The organism is Paenibacillus sp. fava2, assembly GCF_058313675.1.
In genome coordinates this window covers 1,615,895-1,640,588 of the sequence record NZ_CM177755.1, presented here as the reverse complement: position 1 = coordinate 1,640,588, position 24,694 = coordinate 1,615,895, and the positions used below count along the sequence as shown (strand labels likewise).

General features: G+C 53.2%; 16 protein-coding genes. 7 read left to right on the top strand and 9 right to left on the bottom strand.

The window, feature by feature from the left end; all coding sequences use genetic code 11:
* Positions 1–89 precede the first annotated feature (89 nt).
* Together AC4G46_RS07275 and AC4G46_RS07270 are read right to left on the bottom strand one after the other, a co-directional pair.
* The gene (locus AC4G46_RS07275; RefSeq protein WP_491127332.1) at positions 90–2,069 is read right to left on the bottom strand and encodes a glycoside hydrolase family 2 protein; all 1,980 of its coding nucleotides are present in this window, start codon (positions 2,067–2,069) and stop codon (positions 90–92) included.
* 47 nt (positions 2,070–2,116) lie between these two features.
* Positions 2,117–5,506, bottom strand: coding sequence for a DUF5107 domain-containing protein (locus AC4G46_RS07270; RefSeq protein ID WP_491127331.1), 3,390 nt, complete (start codon positions 5,504–5,506; stop codon positions 2,117–2,119).
* A 227-nt stretch (positions 5,507–5,733) separates the two neighbouring features.
* On the opposite strand from AC4G46_RS07270, the gene AC4G46_RS07265 reads away from it, so the two are divergent.
* Positions 5,734–6,630, top strand: a complete 897-nt coding sequence (locus AC4G46_RS07265) for a helix-turn-helix domain-containing protein (RefSeq protein WP_491127330.1) — start codon at positions 5,734–5,736, stop codon at positions 6,628–6,630.
* A gap of 97 nt (positions 6,631–6,727) precedes the next feature.
* Here the strand turns inward: AC4G46_RS07265 and AC4G46_RS07260 are convergent, their stop codons facing one another.
* Complete coding sequence (locus AC4G46_RS07260; protein WP_491127329.1) at positions 6,728–8,425, bottom strand: ABC transporter substrate-binding protein; 1,698 nt, start codon at positions 8,423–8,425, stop codon at positions 6,728–6,730.
* 192 nt (positions 8,426–8,617) lie between these two features.
* Between AC4G46_RS07260 and AC4G46_RS07255 the strand changes: the two genes are divergently transcribed.
* Both AC4G46_RS07255 and AC4G46_RS07250 read left to right on the top strand, forming a co-directional pair.
* Positions 8,618–9,478, top strand: a complete 861-nt coding sequence (locus AC4G46_RS07255; RefSeq protein WP_491127328.1) for an AraC family transcriptional regulator — start codon at positions 8,618–8,620, stop codon at positions 9,476–9,478.
* 54 nt (positions 9,479–9,532) lie between these two features.
* The gene (locus AC4G46_RS07250; RefSeq protein ID WP_491127327.1) at positions 9,533–10,399 is read left to right on the top strand and encodes a GNAT family N-acetyltransferase; all 867 of its coding nucleotides are present in this window, start codon (positions 9,533–9,535) and stop codon (positions 10,397–10,399) included.
* A gap of 12 nt (positions 10,400–10,411) precedes the next feature.
* Here AC4G46_RS07250 and AC4G46_RS07245 read toward each other — a convergent pair whose 3' ends face one another.
* From AC4G46_RS07245 to AC4G46_RS07230, 4 genes are all read right to left on the bottom strand, one after another.
* On the bottom strand, positions 10,412–11,941 hold the full coding sequence (locus AC4G46_RS07245; protein WP_491127326.1) for a glycoside hydrolase family 43 protein: 1,530 nt from the start codon (positions 11,939–11,941) through the stop codon (positions 10,412–10,414).
* Between the two features lie 260 nt (positions 11,942–12,201).
* Positions 12,202–13,191 (bottom strand): glycoside hydrolase family 43 protein, encoded by a 990-nt coding sequence (locus AC4G46_RS07240; RefSeq protein WP_491127325.1) that lies wholly within the window; start codon positions 13,189–13,191, stop codon positions 12,202–12,204.
* A gap of 403 nt (positions 13,192–13,594) precedes the next feature.
* The gene (locus tag AC4G46_RS07235) at positions 13,595–14,698 is read right to left on the bottom strand and encodes a Gfo/Idh/MocA family protein (RefSeq protein ID WP_491127324.1); all 1,104 of its coding nucleotides are present in this window, start codon (positions 14,696–14,698) and stop codon (positions 13,595–13,597) included.
* 122 nt (positions 14,699–14,820) lie between these two features.
* Positions 14,821–15,480 (bottom strand): ThuA domain-containing protein, encoded by a 660-nt coding sequence (locus AC4G46_RS07230; protein ID WP_491127323.1) that lies wholly within the window; start codon positions 15,478–15,480, stop codon positions 14,821–14,823.
* 331 nt (positions 15,481–15,811) lie between these two features.
* Here AC4G46_RS07230 and AC4G46_RS07225 point away from each other — a divergent pair, with 331 nt between their 5' ends.
* Positions 15,812–16,591, top strand: a complete 780-nt coding sequence (locus AC4G46_RS07225; protein WP_491127322.1) for a helix-turn-helix transcriptional regulator — start codon at positions 15,812–15,814, stop codon at positions 16,589–16,591.
* Between the two features lie 567 nt (positions 16,592–17,158).
* On the opposite strand, the gene AC4G46_RS07220 is transcribed toward AC4G46_RS07225, so the two are convergent.
* Positions 17,159–18,136, bottom strand: a complete 978-nt coding sequence (locus tag AC4G46_RS07220) for a LacI family DNA-binding transcriptional regulator (RefSeq protein ID WP_491127321.1) — start codon at positions 18,134–18,136, stop codon at positions 17,159–17,161.
* 126 nt (positions 18,137–18,262) lie between these two features.
* On the opposite strand from AC4G46_RS07220, the gene AC4G46_RS07215 reads away from it, so the two are divergent.
* Positions 18,263–19,675 carry a glycoside hydrolase family 1 protein gene (locus AC4G46_RS07215; protein WP_491127320.1) on the top strand — a complete coding sequence of 471 codons (1,413 nt, stop codon included), beginning with the start codon at positions 18,263–18,265 and terminating at the stop codon, positions 19,673–19,675.
* A gap of 84 nt (positions 19,676–19,759) precedes the next feature.
* Here AC4G46_RS07215 and AC4G46_RS07210 read toward each other — a convergent pair whose 3' ends face one another.
* Complete coding sequence (locus tag AC4G46_RS07210; protein ID WP_491127319.1) at positions 19,760–20,575, bottom strand: HAD-IIB family hydrolase; 816 nt, start codon at positions 20,573–20,575, stop codon at positions 19,760–19,762.
* 232 nt (positions 20,576–20,807) lie between these two features.
* Here AC4G46_RS07210 and AC4G46_RS07205 point away from each other — a divergent pair, with 232 nt between their 5' ends.
* Together AC4G46_RS07205 and AC4G46_RS07200 are read left to right on the top strand one after the other, a co-directional pair.
* The gene (locus AC4G46_RS07205; protein WP_491127318.1) at positions 20,808–23,402 is read left to right on the top strand and encodes a DUF2339 domain-containing protein; all 2,595 of its coding nucleotides are present in this window, start codon (positions 20,808–20,810) and stop codon (positions 23,400–23,402) included.
* Positions 23,344–24,675, top strand: coding sequence for a DUF3999 family protein (locus tag AC4G46_RS07200; protein ID WP_491127317.1), 1,332 nt, complete (start codon positions 23,344–23,346; stop codon positions 24,673–24,675). Before AC4G46_RS07205 ends, AC4G46_RS07200 begins: the two co-directional genes overlap by 59 nt.
* Positions 24,676–24,694 lie beyond the last annotated feature (19 nt).

Sequence of the window (24,694 nt, the reverse complement as noted above, 5' to 3'; positions counted from 1 at the left end):
CCCATGAGAAGGTTACACAACCACTCTCATGGGCTTTAAACTTTCCTATCTATAAATCCCGATTGCTCAAAGTAACACTACAACTCCAGTCAGCCCAGCACTAGCTCCAGCACACTGAAGCCGGTAGGCCGGAGTATGGACAACGCTGCTGTGCGGGCAGAACCATCTTTAGTTCCACTGGTACTGCCGGCACTATCCGGCAGTACCATATGCACCGTCTGTACCTCTCCCGGTGCCAGATCAGGAAGCTGCTGCCGGATCACCTCACCGCCAGCTAAAGCTAACGACAAGCTGTATCCTCTCACCGTATAGCTCGGAATATCATTGCGGCATGCAAGCGTCAGCTCAAGTCCGCCGCCCTTCCATACCGGCTCTCCTGCGAGCACAAGCGGAGATGATTCTTCACGCAGGGCGGCATAGGACGGCTTCACCCGGTTGTACAGATCCACAGAACCATGGACTCTTTGCCGCAGCCGCCCTTCCCCTTCCTCACCCATCTGTGTGCGGTAATCGTTCAGGCTGAAATAGATCAGCGCCGCAAACGCCGGATAACGCCGGTAAATCGCTGTTTTTTCCCGCAAAATACTTGTTCTTCTGGCATCCCCGCCCTCAAAGGCCGGTTCGCACAATCCATATTCCGCAACAACAAGCGGCTTGTCCGGATGATCCGCAATGATCTGACGGATGACCTCATCCTCATCCAGATCACCATGCCAGGTGCCGATATAGTCGTTCCACATCAGCATATCTCCTGCTCCCGTAGCATCGGATGCCGGCTGAAGCTGCAGTGTATTGCTTACATAGTTTACTAACCGGGTTGAATCAAGCTGCAGAAACTCCTCTTTAAGCTGCTCCATATATTGGTTAGTTACCGCAGATTGACCGTCCAGCTCGTTGCCCATTCCCCAGGCGAAGATACACGGGTGATGCGAGTGGCTTGCGATCATTTCTTTGGCTTGGCTTAAGGCAAGCAGGCGGGTGTCCTTCCCCGGTTCAGCCGGCTGCTGCCAGTGCGGAATCTCCTCCTGGACCAGGAGGCCGTTACGGTCACACCAGTCCAGCAGCTCATTGCCCTGCTGCCAGTGGAAGCGGGTGATAATGCAATTGGCTTCTTTAAGTCTGACGAGCATGGCCGTAAGGTCTTCAAGCCGCTCTGCCATACCCGTCTCCGGGTGCGAGCCTGGCATCCACTCCACGCCCATCAGCCGCACCGGTTCCCGGTTAAGCAGCAGCTGATGACCCTCCACCACAATCTCGCGGAAGCCAAAGGAGCGGACAACCCGGTCCTGAATCTCTCCGCCAGTAGTCAGCACAACCTCAAGCTCATACAGATGCGGATGGTCAAAATGCCATAGCTGCACTTCATCCAGCCCGATCTCAGCAAAGCTCCAGGTCAAGGCTCCAGCCGCAATCTCCTCCGTCCCCTGCCAGATCCGGGCTTCATTCCGGTAAACCGCAATCTCCGCATGGACGGCAGCAGCCGGCGGCTCACACAGCTTAATTTCAGCAGCTACCGTACTGCCTGTATGCTTGCCATCACTGTTGAAGCTGACCTTAGGTTCTACCCGCAGCTGTCCTACGGCCGTGTTGCCCGTAACTACCAGCATTACCGGCCGGATCAGCCCGCCGTCATCTGCCCAGTCAAAGCTGTTGCTCACGGGCAGCGCCGTATCACTGTTCCGGTTATCCACTCTGATTACCAGTTTATTTTCTCCGGCAAGAAGGTAAGGAGTAATATCCGCCTCAAACGGCGTATAGCCGGAATTATAATGGCTCCCGGCCAATGTGCCGTTAACCCAGATATCCGTATCCCGGTAGGCTCCCTCGAAGAAAAGCCGGACCCGGCGGCCTGTCCATTCCTCCGGAGCCTCCAGCAGCTGTTCATACCAGCCTGCGCCGCGGTATTCCTCGAGGCCCTCCTGCACATTCCAGGTATGGGGAACTGTAACTGCCGAAGGGGACGGCAGGCCTTTAGCCTGCCAGCCTTCCCGTTCACCTTGGTTCTGAGGATCGGGCTGGAACATCCAGCCCGTATCCAGTTTTGCTCTATATCGCCCGCTGCTAATCAAAGTAACCGCAACCCTTCATATGAGATCTGGTGCTTCAAATCGTCCAATTACTCCGCTGCTTCCCCGCACAACCGGCGGTGGATAATGGCCCCCTGATGGTTAGGCTCCATTTCCACTGCCGTATCAAGCTCTCCCGCCGCTTCTGCGGTCCGGCCGAGTCCAAGCAGTCCCAGACCGCGCATATACCGGCAGTGAATAACGTTGCGGCGGTTCAGATTATCTTCAAACACCAGGAAGTCCGGCAGGGATACCGCAAAGTAGTCGATTTTGATCTCGTCAAAAATATGCTTCTCCGCGTAATCGATCAGCTTGTTGAACCGCCGCTTCGCTTCCTTCTCATTGCCAAGCTTGGTCCAGGCCAGTCCCTGATAGAAAATCATTTCCGGCGGCTGGTCGTTATAGAACATCGCGCTTGTCGGTTCCTCCAGCCCCTGTGAAGCGGTCATGTAGCTCTCCTTAGCTTCCTGCTGCTTCTGCAGACCTTCATAAGCCAGCCCTATATAATAGTAGATATTATTTTCCTGCGCCCCTTCAAGCTTGCCTTCGCCCAGATTCAGCGGATAAACCAGTGCCTGCTGAAGGTGGGCCAGCGCTTCCTCCTGGCGGCCTTCCTTAAGCAATTGTTTGCCAAGCTCGGTATGGGCAAATTTATATTGTCCGGTTACCTTGCCTTCTCCGCCTTCCCAAGGGTGGAAATTACGGGAGCCCAGTGCTGCCAGGGCCTCATCGTAACGCCCCAGATTATTCAGCAGCGTAACATATTCTACAAACAGATCATCCCGCTGCTCTACCTGGCTGCGCTTAGCTTCAAGAATATCCAGCCGCTCCTGTGCAGGTACAGCCAGCTTCTTGCGCAGCTGATCCAGCTCGAACAGAATACGCACATCCTCCGGTGAGCAGGCATAGGCTTGCTCCAGCGATTCCATGGCTGCCTGCGGATTCCCCTGTTTGTTGAAATAGGCAAGACCAAGATTGCGGTGTACGGTTGCAAAGTCTCCGCGCAGCTCACGCGAACGCTCCCAGCCGGCAATCGCTTCTTCCGGACGTTTTTTATCATAATAGAAGTTACCGAGATAATAGTGGGCCTTGTCATCTTCCGGGTTGGCGCGGACGGCGCTTTCCAGCAGACCCAGCTCGAACAGGGTGTTCGGGAAGCAGTAGGTCGGGTCGGCAGACTGTCCGGCACGGCGCTGCACCTCAGCCAGATCAGAGCGGCCGGCAAGTGCATACAGCTCACCCAGCGCATAATGCACCATCGGATACACCGTTCCTTCAGCCGGAACCATTCTCAAACCGGCTGCTATAGCTTCCTCCAGCAGACCGCAGCCCATGTAATCGGCAATCAGGTTCAGATAGTTATGTGCGTCATCGCGCATCAGCAGCTTCAGTCCTGCCAAAGCCTCTTCAGCAGCGGCTGCATCACCAAGTGCGGCAAGTGCCAGGGCCTGCTCATTATAGGCGCCGAAGTCAGCAACATCGAGTCCTGTTGTCTCCTGTGCAAAAGCCAGTGCCTGCTCATACCGGCCAAGCTTGCGCAGCATAGCCGCTTTCAGATTACGGGCCTTGTAGTTGCGTGAATTGCGGACCAGTGAGCGCTCAGCCAGATCAAGAGCTTCAGCATATTCACCCTTGCAGCTTGCGATCTGGGCAAGTGAGAAGTAGCCGGCATCCTGCCAGGCAGCAGACCAGACCGCTTTGTGGAATGCGTTAAAGGCTTCATCTAACCGGTTCTGGCCGCGCAGTGCCACTCCCAGCTGGTAGTAAGCTTCACTGTCGTAAGGGTTCGGATTTCTCCAGGTCAGCCGTTCAATTGCTGTACGGAAATAAGCTTCACTCTCACTGTACAGGCCACGGCGCAGCAGCAGCGTGCCGTTAGCCACATTCAGGCGGATATCGCCTCTATCGCGCTTTAAGCCTTCCAGGTAATAATCCTCCGGCTCAAAGGTGGCGTGCCGGTATTGCTCCAGATGCAGGCCAGCCAGATACAGCTCTTCAGTGGAGCGCAGCTCATGCGGCTCAGCGAGCGGCTTGGCGGCATCCGGGACCTGCTCAATGTCAGGGCGCTTCGGCTGATAAGCAATCAGAAGTCTGCCTCCAGGAGCTGTGACAGTCAGCTTCAGATCATGCTCCTGCTCACCCGCATCCAGCGTTACACTTTCTTTAAAAGCATCCTCATCCTTCGGAGACAGCTGCACCGTACGATCGATATATGTCCGGCTTGCTCCCTTCAGCACAATCGTGGCCTGCTCCAGCAGCGAGGTTGCATACGCCTGAACCACAGCCTGGCCGGATGCAGCATCCACCTCGAGATTAACCGCTGCTTCGATCGAAGCATTTTTAACAACGCCAATATTTTTGTACGGCATAAAATACTGCGTGAACGTCTTCTCCTCATATGGCTGCAGCCAGGTGAAGTCAGGCTGGTTATCTGTATACACACCGGTCATAAGCTCAATATACGGGCCGTCCTCATCGGTCAGCTGGCGGTCCCAGGCCTGGCCGAACTCACCGTTGCCCCAGGTCCACTGCTTTTTGCCGGGCGAGATATGATGATTCGCTACATGCAGCAGGCCGGCCTGGACACCGTGGTCATAGCCGCCTACGAAATTATAATCCGATTTGTAAGCCATATAAGAGGTTGGTACAGGAATGTTCTTGTAGCGGGAAATATCGACCCCTTCCGAATAGTCCTGTTTATAATACGTTCCGGTAGCAATCGGGAAGCGGGATACGTCCCGTTTGCCATGATCGAACACGGCGGTAACGTCCGGAGGGAATACAGACTGTGTGTGGTCGTTGACCGCCACTGCCGGATTAGCCCACCACAGGAAGGTCTGCGGCTCCGCCGTCCGGTTATACAGCTGGGCGTTAATCTCCAGGTAGGCTTTGCCGGGATACAGCTTGAACTCGGCAGTTACCTTGGTGCCGTACATCCGGTCAATTTCGCTTACCCAGACGGAGGCGCTTCCATCCTCTGATTGCCCAAACCGGTATTCTACCGGGCCAAAGGTGTTCGGACGGTGATGCTGCGGCCAGTTGAATTCAATTCCGCCGGAAATCCACGGCCCGGCCAGACCCACCAGCGCAGGCTTGATTACCCGGTTGTAATAGACAAAATCATAGTTGTTGGTTTTATCCAGTGCACGGTAGATCCGGCCGCCGATTTCCGGCATAATCTCGATCCGCACATATTCATTTTCGAGAATAACCAGCTTGTAGTTTTTATCGGCTTTCACATCCGAGATGGACTCAATTACGGGATGAGGATACACGCGGCCGGTGCTTCCCTGATACACCCGTTTCTCCAGGAACATCGGATTCGGATCTGCCTTTCCCGCCTCATACGTAGGAATGAGCACCTCTGATTCCCATACCTGCACCTGTCCAGCCGCTGCCCGACTTTCTCCGGGCGTGTGAGCATTTATTGTTTGATTCATGTCTGCATTAGCCTCCCTTGCTTTTATAGTTCTACTTTAGCCTCCGGCAGCGAAGGTTCCAATTGACGAAATGCGGGAAGTGATGGATTATATTCATATCCGGACAAGTAGAAACGGCTACGCCGTCCTAAACAGGACGGTATCCGTTTCTGCGAGAAATATAAGGATCATTTATAACGCAAAACATACAAATACTTATATTTAATACAAAATAAGGAGGCTTACAAATGGCCGGCCGCATGATGCAAAAGCGTGAAGGCTTCACCGAGGAGAAGCTGTACGTTCTCCCTGATTATTGGATGAAGGAGCTGGAGCAGGAAGCTCTGACTTCAGAGCTCTATGTAACGGATATCGGATATTTTCCACATGCGCAATACCACTTCCGGGAACGCCCTGAGGGGGCGCCGGCGCATATCTTTATTTTTTGTGAATCGGGCGAGGGCTGGGTTGAACTTAGGTCCGGGGAACGGATGACTGTGCGGGAGGGTGAACTGGTTATTATTCCGCCGGATACCCCCCACCGCTACGGGGCCGGAGCCGGGAATCCCTGGAGCATCTACTGGTTCCACTTCAAAGGAAACCATGCCGCCCGGCTAGTCAGCCTGTTCGGTCTGTCTGCCGGGCCGCTTCCCCTTTCCCCCAGCGGAATTGCAAGATTCACCGAATGGTTCCAGCCTGCCTATGAGCTTCTAGCCGAACGGACGTATTCGCTGACCTCACATGTTCATGTAGCCCAGACCACCCGGCAGCTGCTGTCCGGCATCGGGCTTAACACCAGCAAGTCGGCGCAGGAGAAGAAACGGGAGCATTATCTGGAGCAGGCGATAAAATACATGAACCAGCACATGGAGGAATCCATCCGGCTGACGGAGCTGGCCCGGCATGTCGGCCTGTCCCAGCAGCACCTGATCCACCTGTTCAATCTGGAGACAGGGGTCCCCCCGATTGAGTACTTTCTGCGGCTCAAGATTCAGCGGGCCGGCCAGCTGCTCGACCTTACGGAGCTCAGCATCAAGGAGGTCAGCTCGGCTGTCGGGATCAGCGACCCTTACTATTTTTCCAGACTGTTCAAAAAAATGTCCGGCTTCTCGCCCTCCCGCTACCGCAGCATCCCGAAGGGCTGAGCCTTTACTGCTAGATGGTTCCCCTTTATTAGCACAGATACCGGACAACAGACAAGGGCCCTGCCGTTAAACCGGCAGAGCCCTCTTGTTCAATAGACTATTTAACATCCTTGCCGGTAAACAGCGACACTCTCGCTTTAACCAGCTCCGTATATTCCTTCTCCATCTTCTCGGCGCCGGCCTTGTTCAGCTCGGCAATGAAGTCATCGTAGATTTTATCAAATTTAGCCGGACTGGAGAGAATGGCTTCCGGAATCCGTTTTTGGACAATATCCTGTGTCTTCTGGTAGATTACCTGATAGTCTCCGTCCGTCGGTACAGGCATATTGTAGAGTGCACCCCACTCTTTTACCGGGAATTCGTCTTCAGCAGGGAACAGGTCCTTCCAGGTGGTTGCCTTATACGCAGCCAGGGACTCTTTCTCCGCATCCGAATATTCGGCAAGAATCTGTTCCGGGAAGTTGGTGGTATAGTAATTATCCGTAGAATCCTTCACGCCGTCTCCGTAACGGACTCCAAAGATAGAATACAAGCCAACGCCTGTATTTTTGGCAAAATTCCCCGCATCATTAACCTTCTGATCGAGAATTTCGGCAGGCATCACCCGTTTTCCGTTCTCCATATTGTAGGTTTTGCCTTCGATCCCCCAGTTTCTCAGCACCTGGCCTTCCTCCGAGGACATCCAGTCCAGGAACTTGATCGCGCGGACCGGATCTTTACATGCAGTAGTGATGCTGATACCGTAGCCGTCTACTCCCACAGCCTGCATCGCATGATCCTTGTATTCCTCACTCAGGGTAACCGGGAAATGCGCGTAAGTATACTCGTCTTTGCCGGCAGACTTCAAGGCATTCTCCGCATCCTGGTACTCCCACTCAACCGAGCTGAGACCAAGCACGCGGCCGCTGGAGATTTTCGCTTTATACTGGTCATCCTTTTGCACAAAAGAGTCCTTGTCGAGCAGCCCCTCATTGTACATGTGGTTCAGCCAGCGGAAATACTCCTTTTCCTCCGGTTTTTTATAGTGCAGCATCGTCTCATACGTCTCCGGATTCACAAAATACTCCCCGTCATTGGCCCCGCCAGTCGTAATATCCCCCTGGTTGGTTACGGTAATCATGATCTTCCAGCCGTCGGCATTCAGCGTCATCGGGATTGTCGGCTGACCGTCTGTCGTCGGATGCTTGGCATAATATTCTTTGAGCACATTCTCAAAATCCTTGACTGTTCTCACTTCCGGATAGCCCAGTTCCTTAAGTACCCTGTGCTGAATCTGGAAGCCGTTGGTCGCATCAAATTTCTGTTCGCCTACGCCGACATTCGTCGGAATCGAGTAAATCGCTTCGTTGTCCTTGCTGTATTTCATGCGGTTCATGTTGCCTTCCATGACTTTTTTGATGTTAGGCGCATGCTTATCGATCAGATCGGTCAGATCAATCAGGGCTTCGGCATCCACCAGCTTGCCAATTTCCCCCTTGGCGAAAATAATATCCGGGTACTCGCCGCTTGCGGCCATCATGGAAATCCGGTCCTGTCCGCCTCCTCCGCCCACATCAAATTCCGCCTGCAGGGTAACCCCGGTCTTCGCTATAATTTCTTTGCCTACATCGTCCTGCATGTTATTCCAGTTCGGGCTGGCATCTGCTCCAAAAAACGTGAAGGTCACCGGCTCCGTACCATTACCGCTGTTCCCGTTCGTATTATCCGTAGCATTGTTCCCGGAATTGCTGCAGCCGGCCAGCAGTAAGCCTGCCAGCAGTGCTGCCCCCAGCTTTTTCGATACATTATGATTCATCTGGTAAATCCCCCTTTAGCTCTAATCTGATGCATAAGCTTCTTGAATGCGGTTGCAAACATCATCGCCTATCCGCGTTGCTCTTGGTGATGCTCTCATTTTACTCCGCGCTCTTGGCCGGATACCTTGATTTTCAGGTCATAAAATAGCATTATATAGACACGAATGCTGTATTTTCCGGGAGGTCCCCTTGTGAGTAATGTCTATCTGAACTGGTTCACTACAGATGAGCAATTCCCGTTCTTTATCCAATACGGCGGTCATGCGGAGGACATGTCTCTCCATAAGCATGCCGACTTCTCCGAGCTGGTTATCGTGCTTAACGGACACGCCACCCATGTCGTCAATGATGAGGAATCCTTTATCAAAAAAGGCAACGTCTTCGTCATCAGCGGCGGCACTCCGCATGCTTACAAGGCACCGTACGATTTTAAAATCTGCAACATTATGTATAAGGCCGAGATGCTGAAATCCGCAGGACCGGACCTCAGAACCCTGAACGGCTATCAGGCGCTGTTTGTGCTGGAGCCGTTTTACCGCAGCATCAACGGGTTTAATAGCAAGCTGAATCTGCCGATCGCCAGCCTTGAGCATGTCTCCGCCTTCATCGCTGCGATGATCAAAGAATACGAGGAGAAGCAGCAGGGCTACCAGACGATGCTCGCCTCACGCTTCATGGAGCTGGTGGTGTATCTGTCCAGGCACTATGAGAATCAGGAGGCCGGGACGGATAACAGCCTGATGCACCTCGCCAGCGCCATCTCCTACATCGAGGATCATTATTGTGAGCAGATTACACTGGAGGATATCGCCGCGCAGTCGCGGATTTCAGTCAGGCATCTGAACCGGATCTTCCGGGCTTACTACCAGACGACTCCGATCGCCTACATCCAGCGCCTGCGGCTGGAGCTGGCCTGCACGCTGCTCCGCGGGAGCAGGCATTCCATCACGGAGATTTCCTATATGTGCGGCTTCAATGACAGCAATTATCTGACCCGCCAATTCAAAAAAGCCTACGGCATGTCGCCGAAGGCTTATCGGGGGAATTCTTGAATTAACGCGGAGCAACTTCGAATAAGCGCCGAGCCGAAGAAAGGGTGAAGTAGAATGCAGTTCAAGCTGTATACGGATGTGCATGATTTTTACAAGGATACCTATGATGTACTGATGCGTCATGAAGCGCAAAATTTGATTCCTCTTGGCAATATCATCATGGGGCATGAAGCAAAAGACAAGACAGACTGGCGTGACCCTGTAAACTGGCTTATGGCAACGATTTCGGATGACAAGGGCATACAGCTTACCGCCATAATGACGCCGCCGCACAATATTACGCTTTATGCAACAGATAACAACATTAATCCGGAAGCTGTAAGCTGTCTGATTGACGGGCTGAAAGACCGTGAAGTTCCAGGTGTGACAACCGAAAAAACGCTGGCTGAAACTTTTTCCAAAGAATATACCTTACGCAAGGGAATAACCTTCAAAACAACAATGAGCCAACGTATCTATGAACTTACAGCAGTAAACCCGGACATCCAAAAGCATGGAACCGTTCGATTGCTTGATAAAAAGGATATTCACTTTTTCCCGTACTGGGCGGAAGCATTCTATGCAGCGGGGAATTATGGCACAACAGAAATGTCCATCCCGCAAGAGGCAGCCCCTTACCTTTACCGGATCGAATCGAAAAAAATCTATATTTTAGAGGACAACGGGATACCCGTTTCTATGGCGGGATTTACAAGGGTAATGCAGACGGCTATTGGTGTGGCCTTTGTATATACCCCTCCATATGAGCGCGGGAAGGGTTACGCTACTTCAATTGTGGCGCAGATAAGCCAGCTTGCATTGGATAAAGGATTTACCAAGTGCGTCTTATATACAGACCTGGCAAATCCCACATCTAATAGCATCTATCAAAAGATTGGCTATATGCCCGTTTGTGATTCGCTCCAGTTACAATTTGAATAGTTTAATGTAATGCTACCGGCTGTCCTGCTGCTCTGAGGGCTCATAATCAAACCAGTCAAAAGCTGCCGGAGCGGATTGCCCCTCTGCGGAACCGGCCGCATACATGGCAACAAATACGCCGGTAAAGCCTCCTGCAACCTCTGTACTGAGCAGATGCGTCTCGCCCCAGCCAAGGTCTATCGTGCTGCCTTGCGCTGTCTGCAGTGAAGCAGCTATTTTCTTAGGGAAAGCTTCGACCTTCAGTTCAACGGAACCCTCCGGACAATCCCAGGTTTGTTCTGTCTGCAGGGACCCGATGGTTTTACGGAAAACTACCTTTTTGCGGCCCTCTACTAGGGTTACGGCGAGATCATAATGATGCTTTTCGTTCATGAAGACCGTTAATCCGGCTTCCTCCCCCTCATGCTCCGGCTCATACTCCATCGCCGCCGCAATGCTGCAGGAGAAATGGCTGAGTCTGCGGCCGACAAAAGCCGGGGCACCGGCATTGCTCAGGCCGGTCTTATGCCCGTGCAGCACAAGATTACCTGGCCGCTCCTCCAGGGACCAGCTGCCTTCCAGTGGATTGCGCAAAAAGCTCCAGTCAAAGCCCAGCTGTTTCTCGTTGAAATCGTCTCTGACCGGAGATTCCGGCCAGGGAGTCTGAGGCAGCTCCGGCGCTTCCATCTGCGGATCAACATGTGTATCGCGGCCGAATACCGGCCAGCCCTCTTCTGTCCAGGTGACAGGAGCCAGATAAACCTCCCGCCCCAGATGATGCGCCTTCGGATAGGCAACCGGCCTGATGCCAAGGCATACCGCCCACCAGCTGCCGTCTTGTGCCTCGATCAGATCAGCGTGTCCGGCAGCCTGGATGCTGCTGTCCATACTCCGGTTAGTCAGCACCGGATTGTGCGGACAGGGCTCAAACGGCCCGTATGGCTGCCGGCTTCTCGCAATCGTCTCCATATGCCCGTATTCGGTGCCGCCTTCTGCGATCATGAGATAATACCAGCCGTCGATCTTGTACAGATGCGGGGCTTCCGGGTGAGCACCGCCGGTTCCCTTCCAGATATACCGGCTTTCCGTCAGCATCTCTCCTGTTTCAATATCAATCTCACACTGGTAGATAGCATGGCCCTCAGTCCCGTTACACGACGACTGGAAGTATACGCGGCCATCATTGTCGAACAATAGGGAAGGGTCGATGCCGCCCTGCTTGACCGGAATAGGGGCTGACCACGGCCCTTCCGGATTTCTTGTTTTGACGTAGAAATTGCCGGTCCCGCTGACGTTGGTAGTAACCATATAAAACCAGCCGTCATGGTAACGGATTGTCGGGGCATAAATACCGCCCGAGCTCCACGCATTCGCCAGCGGCAGCTGCTCAGGAGTGGTCAGGCAATGGCCAATCTGCCGCCAATGGACCAGGTCCTTACTATGAAAAATCGGTACCCCCGGAAAATATTCAAAGGTACTGGTAACCAAATAATAGTTGTCATTAACCCGGCATATGCTGGGATCGGGATGGAACCCGGGGATTACGGGGTTGCTGTATTGCATCGGCTGCACTCCTGTCCATTTGCTTGTTATTGTGTTTTTATTGTAACGGTCGCCGGCGGCTTGAAACCTTAAGTTTCAAGTCATCAATTAGGAGGATACGGACATCCGGCTTACAGACAAATCCCGTTCTGGAATGAAATCGCAGCATATATAGCTCCCTCTTTTTCAGCGGCTCCCCCGCCTTTTTCCCGTGCAAAAAGCACAAGACCCGCTAAGACACTGGTTCTTGTGCTTTATTGTGGCGCTATAAGGGGTAACTGTTATTCTCCGGCAGGGTAAGGATCGATTGTCTGAATAGTACCGTCCTCGTTATATTTCAGCTCCGTATATTTCACGCAGCGCTTGTGGTTCACACCTTCCGACAAAGAGCTGTCATGATAGAACAGGTACCATTTATCCTCAAACTGGACGATGGAATGGTGTGTAGTCCAGCCGATTACCGGGGTAAGGATGGTGCCTTTAAAAGTGAACGGTCCAAGCGGGCTGCGGCTGATGCCGTACACCAGCTTATGCGTCGAGCCTGTCGAGTAGGACAGGTAGTAATAGCCGTTATATTTGTGAACCCATGGTCCTTCAAAATATCTCCGCTCCTCGTCACCGGCAGTAATCGGATTACCCTCCTCGTCGATGATCGAAATCTCCTGCAGCTCGTCTGCAAAAGAGAGCATATCCTCGCTTAGCTTAGCTACGCGCGGCCCGATTGCCGGCTGGTCTGCAGGCGGCCCGTCGGTCTGCTCCGGCTGGAAGGTGCCGGTCTGCCATTTCTCCAGCTGGCCTCCCCACAGTCCGCCGAAGTAAATGTAGGCCTGATCATCCTCGTCCACCAGCACAGCAGGGTCAATGCTGTAGCTGCCTTGAATGTAATCTGGCTCAGCCTTGAACGGACCGGCCGGAGTCGGCGAGGTGGCTACGCCAATTCTGAAAATTCCGCCCTTATCGCGTGCCGGAAAGTACAGATAATACTGGTTGTTCTTGTACGCCGCATCCGGTGCCCACATCTGGGCCGAAGCCCATGGCACGTCCTTCAGGTGAAGCGCTTCGCCATGGTCCACAGCAGGAGAATCGAAGTTGTCCAGCGACAGCACATGATAATCCTCCATCTTATACTGGTCGCCGTTATCATTATCCGGACCGTCGTGATCGAGGTCGTGTGACGGATAGATGTAGATTTTATTTTCAAACACATGGGCGGACGGATCAGCGGTAAAAATATGGGTGACGAGCGGTTGATTAGGTTTAACACTGCTCATGATTATGGACTCCTTTTGGATTGTAGTTTGGCTTTAAGCCAGGAGATACTTTTATTAGGGCTTGTCAGACCCGCTACTTGCGGCCAAGCCGGTTTCTTTGCAGCCGGTCAGGGTTATTCTGGAGTTACATTGTTACTGTTTGCGTCAACAGGCGGAATATCTCATCACATTGTTGCTAGCGCTTACAACAGATACTTCATGACCACTTCATTTTACTCTTCTCGGTTGCCCTGTCCTATACAGAAACTAAAGAACTTACCACCAAAAATTATGGATAATGAACGGATGCGCTAAAAAAGTTCGTAAACCGGCCGCAGCCGTCTGCTCCACCCCGCCTCTGTCAAAAAAGATCTGCCTGCAGCCCCAAGGAGCTGCAGAGTAGATCTTCAATAGCCTATAGTATCTAGCTAATGTAGCCCTTAATCAGCCCCAGCGGCAGCGGTCTTGGCTGTTCGCAGCTGGTGGCGAGTTCTACGTAACGCTTCGTATCCGAGCTGGTGTGGAAGGCGTGCATGATCTCCAGCACATGGTTGGCCAGCTCGCCGCCTGCCCGCGGACGGTTGCCGCTCGTGATGCAGTCCGCAATGTCGGCTACTCCGATCCCCCGGCTGTTGCCGGCGTAATTATGCACCAGCGGGATTTCCATGAAGCCCGCGCCGCCCGCCGGCTTAAGCAGAACAGGCCCGCCGAAGGTATTGGGATCGGGAACAATCAGCGTTCCCCGGGTGCCGTAGATTTCGATGCGGGGCAGCGTGCTGTCCCATACGTCGAAGCTTGTAATCATAGTGGCTACGGCACCGCTGGTAAACTGCACTGTACCGGCAACATGTGTCGGCACCTCGACATCAATCTGCTTGCCGAATTTTTTCTCGCTGGTAATGGTTCGCTGCGCAAAGGAAGTCTTGGTCATGCCCGCCACCGTTGCAGCAGGACCCAGCAGCGATACGAGCGCTGTCAGATAATAAGGTCCCATATCAAACATCGGCCCGCCGCCTGCCTGGTAGTAGAATTCCGGGTTCGGATGCCAGCTCTCATGTCCGTGGCAGACCATGAATGCCGAAGCAGCCACAGGCTCGCCGATAAATCCGTCGTCAATCAACTTGCGGCAGGTCTGAATTCCCGCACCCAGGAAGGTGTCGGGGGCACAGCCGAGCATCAGCCCTTTTTCCGCAGCCAGCTCCACCAGCTCCTGACCGTGCGCAAGCGCAAGCGACAGCGGCTTCTCGACATAGACATGCTTGCCGGACAGCAGCGCCTGCTTGCATACGTCAAAATGTCCTTTCGGCGTAGTCAGATTAACCACAATCTGAATCTCCGGTGAAGCAAGCAGTTCCTCCGTGGACCATACATTCGGCACACCGTATTTCTCGGCAGCTTCCACGGCCCGTTCCCTGAATACATCGGCGCAGGCATAAACCTCTGTATTGACGAACAGTTTGGTCAGATTCTCAAAATAAATTCCGCTGATATTCCCGCAGCCGACAATCCCGATTTTTACCTTATCCAAAAGAATCCCACCTGTTCATTGTTAAGTTGCATATAAATTGAACTTGCTGTTTCCTATTTCAGATTAGTCGTGACTCCTTAATATCGTATTCTAGTTCAATTGATATAGTTGGTTTTCCGCAGTTATCTCGCCGCCCACACAAATCCTCTGCGCATCAGTTCCTTCGCTTCCGGAATGTCGAAGATATCCGCGTGATGTCCCAGCGAGTTATAGAATACGCGGCCTTCGCCCCATTTCTTGGTGTACACAACCGGCACGGTAATTACGCCATTGGCGGAATGCGGGCCTTCGCTGATTGGAAACGTTGTGGTTGCCAGCACATTAATGCACGGATCTACATGCAGGTAATACTGCTCCGATTTTACTTTAAAATCCTTAATTCCCTCGATAAGCAGACTGGAGCTGGACTGCACCATGTTGATCACATAATCCACCCCGTCGTTGAACGGATGGGCTACCCATTGCGATCCGGTCATAAATTGCCATTCGACGCTGTTGCGGAAGGAATCGCACATCCCGCCGTGACAGCCCGCCAGCCCTACACCTGAAGCTACTGCCTTCAGCACAGGCTGCAGCTGCTCGTTGCTGATCTCGCCCATGGTCCAGATCGGTACGATGAGACTGAGGCCGAGCAGCTTTTCCTCATCCTTGAAGCTGTCCAGTGTGTCGGAAATTTCAACCTCGAAGCCCTCAGCCTCCAGCAATCCGCCAAAAATCTCCGATACCTGCACCGGCTCGTGACCGTCCCAGCCGCCTCTTACGATAAGTGCTTTTTTAGCCATGTTTATATGCTCCTTTACTGTTCCAGTTATTGTTGTACAGATTGAACCCGGGTTACAGGCCTCCTGCTTATTTCAGCTCCCGGCTGCCCCTGTTGCTCTTCCTTAGCTTTTTCAAATTCGATTCCTACTGCTCTCTTGTTCCACTCCATTGTAATGCAAGCGCTCTCGGACGGCTCGTCATTTTCATTGTCTGTATGGTCATTTTTTGCTATTATCTAATAAAATCTACCGGCAGCACCTATCCGCGTGCCTGCTTTCAAAGGAGCAATGTATGAAGGCTTTTCACGAAAACCGGATGTATCCTTCCCATTTACCTTTCAGCTCCTGGCAGGTGAGCAATATTAATTTCCTGGCTCATTGGCATACGGATCTTGAGTTTGTATATGTACGTGAGGGGTCCATCCGGATGGGCATCAATCTGGAGAGCCGTGTGCTTCATAAGGGAGATATGGCTTTTTGCAGCAGCGGAGACATTCATTATTACGACAGCACTGGCCGGGAATCGGTCATTCAGCTGATTATCTTTAACCCGCAGCTGATCGCAAGCCCCGCCGGCTGGCCGAAGGATGTGCGGCTGACTGACCCTTTTATTTGCACAGGCGGCCAGGATCAGTCAGACATTGAAGCCTCAGGGATGGCCGACATCCCCAGACTTATGCTTCAGCTAGAACATGAACTTTATAATAAGCTGCCTCATTACGAGCAGGTCATTACCGGCCAGCTGAATGAGCTCTGCGGACTGCTGCTGCGTCACCTCCCCTCTGAGCCCGCCGACCAGAAAAAAGACATGCGGCGGATGAGCAGCATGAAGGTGATGCAGAACGTACTGGATTACCTGGAAGACAATTTTGCGGAGGTCATTACTTTGGAGGATGCAGCAAGACAGGCGGAGATGAGTCTCTTCTACTTCTCAAGGTTCTTCAAAAGCACCACCGGCATGAGCTACATCTCTTACCTGAATCACATCCGGGTCAACAAAGCCGAAGAGATGCTGCTCAGCAGCGACAAGCCGATCATCGACATCGCGCTCGACTGCGGGTTTACAAATGTGCGGACCTTTAACCGGGTATTCAAACAGTTCAGAAACAGTACACCGTCAAGTTACCGGTAAAGCTGCCTCGCGGAGCGTCCCTTAGGGTATGAAATACTGCATAGCACCATGCCATGCCGGGTCTGGAACTCCATACCGCACCGCTCGTCCCCATGCCAGACATGGAACAACGTACCCGCCTCACGCCGGACAAACACAGCTGCTCAACACGCCACCGTCGCTGCCTGCCCCAAACATCATCAAGCTCCCCCGCCGAACCTCTAGTTGGATTTTCGTCACTTAATTCCACTAATTTCTCCGTTTTCCCAATCACTAGTTGGATAATCGTCACTTATTTTAGGCCGAATCCCACATTCAGAGCGAAAACAGCAGATTTAAGTGACGTTTTTCCATTTAATGTCCTCAGGCAAGCAACTTTTCCGGAATTAGGTAGCGAATTTCCACTTAGTTGCTCAGCACAACCCGAAACTCCACACTCCCACCTCCGCAGACTCCTGTTTTTATAAAAAATAAGCCGCCCAGCCAGTCATCACCATGACCAGCCAGACAGCTCCTTTACCTTTACCTTCCCCTTCACTTTTACCTTACCCGCACTTTCCCTTTACCTATTCCCCTTTGCCACATAACTCACGTAGTCGCCCGCTGCACCAGGCAATACTGCAGCTTCTGCTGCGGCTCGCCCGTACCGGTCAATTTGTCCAGCAGCAGGTGAAAAGCATTTTTCGCCTGGTCGGCGATCGGATTATATATGGATGTAATCCCCAGCGTATGGGCAAGCTCTGTATTGTCGAAGCCGACGACGGCCAGATCCTCCGGCACCCGCAGCTGCTGGCGGCGCGCCTCGCTCACGATGCCTGCGGCCACCAGATCGTTGGCGCAGAGAACGGCATCCGGCCGCTGCAGCGGATCCTCCACCGCAAGCATCTCCTTGACCAGCTCCTCGCCCTGCCGGATGGAATGGATGCCGGTTCGGGACCACTGCGGCAGCTCCGCCAGCCCGTGCTTACGGGCGGCATCCTCATAAGCTTTAATCCGGCCCAGCGTATTGATGCTGCTCGGCCTGCCGTAAGCATTGGCAATGCGCGTATGCCCCCGGCTGATCACATGCTCAAGACCCAGCATATACCCGTCATACTGGTTCATCGCCACCGATGCAATCTGCGGAAGCTCCATCCGCTGCCAGGAGACAATCGGCCCGTATTTGCAGTAGCTGCCCAGCAGCGCAAGATCGTTGACACAGGTGCTGATGACGAGCGCATCCACTCTTTTTCTGCGCATATCCTCAAACGCCTGCAGCTCTTTTTTCGGATCACCGCTTGAGGTATAGATAATGGTCTGATAGCCGTACTGGCTGGCCGTCTCCACGAAGCTGTTCAGGAACGGCAGCATCACCTCATTGATGCCTTCCGTCACCATCCCGATCTGCAGCGTCTGCCCCTTGGACAGGGAGATGGCGTTGCCGTTGGGCACATAGTCCAGCTCCTCCATAATCGCCAGAATCTTGTCACGGGTCGGCTGGCTTACATGGCGGGACTGGTTCAGTACTCTTGATACGGTGGCTTTGGAAAATCCCGACAATTTGGCGATTTGCTCAAGATTCGACATAGCTCTCTCCTTATTTTCACAAAAAAGTTCTTGACATGTAACGCGTTTCAACATTTAGCATGCAGGTATAGGACATATTAATAGCTTACCATAACTCTCACTACAACTATAAAAGGCGGGATTTAAATGACTGTAAAATTTCCTGAAAACTTCCTGTGGGGCGGCGCAGTAGCAGCCAATCAGCTGGAAGGCGCATATAATGAAGACGGCAAAGGCCTGTCCACCCAGGATGTGGCTCCGCAAGGCATCAAAGGACCGATTACCGAAGCGCCTACCGAAGATAACATGAAGCTGGTCGGCATCGACTTCTATCACCGTTACAAGGAAGACATCAAGCTGTTTGCCGAAATGGGCTTTAAGGTGTTCCGTACCTCTATTGCCTGGACGCGTATTTTCCCGAACGGGGACGAGCTGGAGCCTAACGAAAAAGGCCTGCAGTTCTACGACGATCTGTTCGACGAATGCCATAAATACGGAATCGAGCCGCTGGTGACCATCTCCCACTATGAGACACCGCTGCACCTGTCCAAGCAATATAACGGCTGGGTTAACCGTGATCTGGTAGGCTTCTACGAGCGTTATGCCAGAACACTGTTCACACGCTACAAGGGCAAAGTGAAGTACTGGCTGACTTTTAACGAGATCAACTCCATTCTGCACGAACCGTTCATGAGCGGCGGGATTTACACTCCTAAAGACCAGCTGAGCAAGCAGGATCTGTATCAGGCCATCCATCATGAGCTGGTAGCCAGTGCAACGGCTGTCAAAGTCGGACACGAAATCGATCCCGAGGCCCAAATCGGCTGCATGATCCTCAGTATGCCTACTTACCCGCTGACTCCGAACCCGGATGACGTGATCGCAGCAATGAAGTCCGAGCATATGAACTACTTCTTCGGCGATGTGCATGCGCGCGGCGTATATCCTGGCTATATGAAACGCTACTTCCGTGAAAATGGCATCGAGATTCATATGGAGCCGGAAGATGCAGAAATCCTGAAACACACGGTAGACTTTATCTCCTTCAGCTACTATGTAAGTATCTGCGAAACAGGCGATGACAACAACCGTAAGCAGACGGAAGGCAACCTGTTCAGCGGTGCAGCCAACCCGTACCTGGAAGCAAGTGAATGGGGCTGGCAGATTGACCCGCAGGGTCTGCGTTATGTGCTGAACATGTTCTACGACCGCTACCAGAAGCCGCTGTTCATCGTTGAAAATGGACTTGGCGCGAAGGACGTGCTGATTACAGGCGAAGACGGCGTGCCGACAGTTAACGATGATTACCGGATTAAATATTTGAACGACCACCTGGTTCAGGTAGGCGAAGCGCTGGAGGACGGCGTTGAGATTATGGGTTACACCGCATGGGGCTGTATCGACCTGGTCAGCGCATCGACGGCAGAGCTCAGCAAACGTTACGGCTTCATTTATGTAGACCGCCACGATGACAACACAGGTACGCTGGAGCGTTACCGCAAGAAATCCTTCCACTGGTATAAGGATGTTATTGCTACTGATGGCCAGAGCCTGAAGTAACAGCAACGTTCACCTGTACAAAAAAACCGTAAGCTCTCCATCATCCGGAGGCTTGCGGTTTTTTGTTACTTTATTAAAAGCCGACTACACCGGCATTCCATTCTGCAGCTCCATCATCTTGCGGATCGTCAGCAGCACGCCGTTCTCTTCGTTCGACTTCGTAATGAAGCTGGCGGATTGCTTCGTATTCTCGCAGGCGTTGCTCATGGCAAAGCTGTATTTGGCCGCGGCCATCAGCTCAATATCATTTTCCCCGTCACCAAAAGACATAGTCTCTTCCTTGGTAACTCCGAGCATCTCCTGCAGTCTTCTGACCGTCTCTCCCTTATGGGTACCGCGGGCTGTAATGTCCACCCATCTCGGTTCAGAATCAACGATATAAATCTGCCCAAGCAGGCTTTCTTCAATATGCTGTCTGATCAGCGCACTCCGGCCGGCGGCATCAAAAACGGTAAGCTTAATGAACTCCCCTGTCACATCGGCAAAAGAATCCGTTCTGCTCAGGTTCGCATACGAATGCCGCACCAGATTGAAGGCCTCCTCCGAAAGCCTGCTGCTGACAAAAGCGCCCTCACTCGTGCAGGCAATCAGAATCAGATCATCGGCAAACGCTTCAATCGCTGCAATAGCCTGCATCGCCACTGAGTGCTTCAGCGTAAACTCCTTTACCAGCACCCCGTCCCGCTTGATGCGTGCGGCGCTGTCCCCCAGAATCCATATGCCTTGCCCGCGCCCGCGAAACAGCTCCTCTACCCGCTCACACTGCTTGCCCGTGCAGGCCGCAAAAGCAATATTGTTTCTCTGCATCTCCCCGTACACCTCATCGAACAGGGCCGCATCAAAGGTTCCGCTATCATTCAAAAAAGTCCCGTCCATATCGGTAACAACCAGCTTCAGCATCTCTATTCCCCCTTAAATTAAACAGTGTCATGATGACTGATTTCAGTGTAAATGCTGGGACGCGTTTCATGTCAACTATGCAGATAAAGGGTAATGAACGGTAATCGGACGGTCACCAACCCGCCGTCACCCGTAAAAAAAGGAAGATTTTGCCGCATTACCTATAGTAAAATGGATACATTAATAAGTAGCACATTATTCGGATCATTCACTAAAGCCAATGGGGGAGCTTATGGAGCACTTTAAAGAGCGTCTGAGGTCCATAAAGGAACAGCAGGATGCACTGTCTGCTGAATACCGTGATCTGGTCAAAGCCTATGAGGGCAGCGATCTGGTTAACGAAAATGAGCTGCTCAAAAGAAAAGCGGCGGCTGTCGAGCAGGCCCTGGCCGAAGCTGAGGCACAGCAGGTCAGGCTGAAGCAGGAGAATGCCGAGCTGCGCACAGCGCTGACCGAGCAGATTCTGGATGAGAAGCTGGGCATCCTCAAGCTGTCCCGGCAGAAGCTGCATACGTATTTTGCCGGGCAGAGCGCAGGCCAGCATAACCGGCTGACCGCGTTCGAGGTGCGGACCCGGCAGCGGATCGCCGAAATGTACCGCACGACAGAGCGGCTGCTCAGCAGTGACCGCGAGCAGATGCGCAGAATGCTGGATGAGCTGTCTGCCAGGCTGAGCGAAGGCATTCACCGCCAGCGCGAAGCTTTGCGGGCGGCCGAGCAGCCGCTGGCAGCAGAGATGGACAGCCGGCTGGATGACTTCGCTGCAGAGGGAATCAGCGAGGAGACCATTCAGCGGCGGCGCCGGCAGAACCGGATCGAGATGAAGATCGGGCTGAACTGGATCAACTGGCTGGGGATCCTCCTGCTGATTCTGGCTGTCGGTGCAGGCTTCAAGTACACCTACTCCAACTGGTTCAGCGGCTATATGAAGGGCAGCGCTTTTTTCCTGCTTGGCGCGCTGATGCTTGGCGGCGGGGAATGGCTGTTCCTCAGAGGCCGTGGCACCTTTGCGCTCGGATTGCTGGGCGGCGGGATTTCCGTGCTGTACGGCTCTGTATTTTACAGTTATTTTCTGCTGGAGATTATCGGCATTTACACCGGGCTGGGCCTGTCCGTGCTCATTACGCTTACTGCGGTGCTGCTGTCGCTCCGTTATGAGTCCAGAACGATCTGCTCGCTGGGGCTGGTCGGGGGTTATCTTCCGCTCTTTTCCTATATAGGCGCGTTTGGACTGGAAGGAACTGCCGTTTATGTGGCCATGGGTTATCTGTTCCTGCTGAATCTGCTGATCCTGATGATCTCGCTGCGCAAGCGGTGGGTCGTGGTCAATTACATCAGCTTTTTGTTCAACACACCTTCGATGCTGCTGCTAATTATCTTATCGGACAGTCACGGCATCAGCATGTTCTATTCTGTCCTGACCTTTGCCATGTATCTGGGTATGACGCTGTGGTATCCGTTCAAGTTCCGGACCAAGCTGTCCTGGTGGGACTTCGCGCTGCTTGCCTGCAACACACTGACCAGCTGTCTGGTTCTGTACGTGCTGTTCATTAATGCCGGCCTCGGTGCATACAAAGGTGCACTTGCCCTGGCCTTCTGCCTGATGTACCTCGGTCTCGGACAGCTGCTGGAGAAGCGGATGGCCCAGGAAAAAGAGAGCATGGTGCTCTTCTATTCCACTGCACTCACCTTCGCCGTCCTGATGATCCCGTTCCAGTTCGGTGCTGTGTGGTGGTCGATCGGCTGGCTGATCGAAGCGGTTGTGCTGACGGTATACGGCCATTTACAGCGCGTTAAGGCTGTAGAGCGGACCGGCTGGGGGATTCTCCTGCTGTCGCTGGGCATTTTCTTCTGCATCGATGTGCTGGTACAGTCGTCGTCCGTCGATCCGCTGATTCTCTACGACAATTCATATTTTGCGCTAAAATACACCTTTATCACGGCAGGGCTGCTGATCGTCGCCTTTCTCTATGCGATTCGGCATACCGACCGTGAGGTTGTCCTGACCAGCACTCCTGCCGATATTCGAATGGGAATCTGGTTCAAATATGCGGCCGTGGCGAACCTGTATGCCTATCTCATATATGAAGCCATGCATCTATACGATCTGTATGTGCCGGAGGATTTCACCCGGGCTTCGTTCTACAGGCTGCTGCTGGCGGCACTGCTGACGCTGGGACTCGCTTATGCGCTCCCGCGGATCAAAGTCCTGTACGATAACGTGATCGGTTATATGGTTTATTTCCTGTATGCGGTCGGTTATGTTATCGCAGTGGGACTCACCTTCGGCCAGCATACCCTGCAAGCTGACTTCCGTGATAATACAGCCGCCGATTACATCGCCTTCGGGCTGCTGCTGCTGTTCAATGTGTTCGTCTGGCTGAACGGCGGGCGGCTCCTGAAGGTACTGCTCAGACGGGAGTACAACAACGCCGAGCTGTATCCAGTCATCATGGGCATTTATCTGCTGGCTGTCGTTACCGCCTTCCTTGGCGTACAGCTGCGGCAGACGGACGGCGGGCTCGTGTACAGCATCACTTATCTGCTGCTGGCGGTGCTGTTCATCATGTTCGGCTTCCGCCGCCGGTATGTGTATATCCGGCGTTTTGGACTCGGCCTGACGCTGCTGGCTACCGGCAAGCTGCTGCTCTATGATCTTCTGCTACTCGGAACCGGCAGCAAAATCATTGCCTATTTCAGCTTCGGTCTCTGTCTGCTGGGCATCTCTTATCTTTACCAGCGGGTATCGGCCAGAATGGAGGAAGCTTATGCGCAGACACAACCGGAGCAACCAGAGCAGTCAGAACAGGATGCGAATCAAGAGTAGTGCCGCGCTCCTGCTGCTGGGCGTGCTCAGCCCGTTCGCACTGTTCTCCGGGCAGCCTCTGTCTGCCTCGGCTGGCGGAGTTACCGGCGTGAGTGATGCGCATCCGGAATGGAAGTACTCCAAGGTAATTGTGCTTCCGGGACAGACTCCCTACACGGAGCTGTACCTTGATCCGGAAGTATATGCAGGCGCTGCGGATAATCTGGGCGACCTGCGGATCGTGGACAATACCGGTACCTTTATTCCTTTTTATAAGGAGAGCAGCGAAGAATTATCGGAGGAACAGCTTATAAGCTACCCCGCAACGCTGATTCACAGCGCCAAAAAGGACGCCAACACTCTGTTCGATTACAAGGTAACCCCCCTGGCTGAGAATGTTGACATTCTGGGCAACCGGCTGGAGTTCGGGCTGCCGGACGTAAACTTCCTGCTTCACACACAGCTGCTCGGCAGCTATGACGGAGTGGCCTGGGAGCCTTTAGCGGACGGAGATCTATATAATGTAAACGGTCGTGTGCAGAGCAGCATTGACCTGGGCGCGAGCTATAAATACGGTTATTACCGGCTGATTGCCGAGAACAACGCGGCCAATCTGACTTTCCCTTCCCTTACCCTGCTGCGAAGCACAAGGGTGACGCATACGGATGCCTTCAGGCAGCAGCAGGATGCCGTTTACGAACTTCAGCAAAAGGACCGGCAGACGGAAATCACCATTCAGAATCCGGACCGGCTGAACATCTCCGGGCTGCAGCTGGAGATCGGCGGCATCGGCAGCTTTACCCGCCGGTTCGAGCTTTATGACGGTGAAGGCAGGCTGCTTCCCGCAACAGGCAGCGGGGAATTATACCGGCTGGACTTTAAGGATACCGAAATTGCCTCCACAATCATCATCCCGGCCAGTTCTTCGTCTGCCTCCACGCTGCGGATCGTCATTTATAACCAGGATGATGCTCCGCTGCCGGTTGAAGGCCTGAAGCTTGAATATCTGCTGGACCGGCTTGTTTTTGCGACTGAAGGCGAACAGCCGCTGCGGCTGCTCTACGGCAACGCGGAAGCTGCGGCGCCGCAATATGATATTGTTAACTTTAAGGATTACATTGCGGGTGAAGGCAAAATGCTGGCCGGTCTCGGGGCGGCAGAGCTCCGCCAGGCACCGGAAACGGAGCCCCCGCAGACCAGCTGGTTCCAGGGCCGGACCGGGTTCAACATCGTGATTATTGCCGTGTCTCTGCTGCTGGTTGTCTTTCTGGCCCGGAAATTGGGACGGAAGTAGACTCATGCCGGTGCATTCA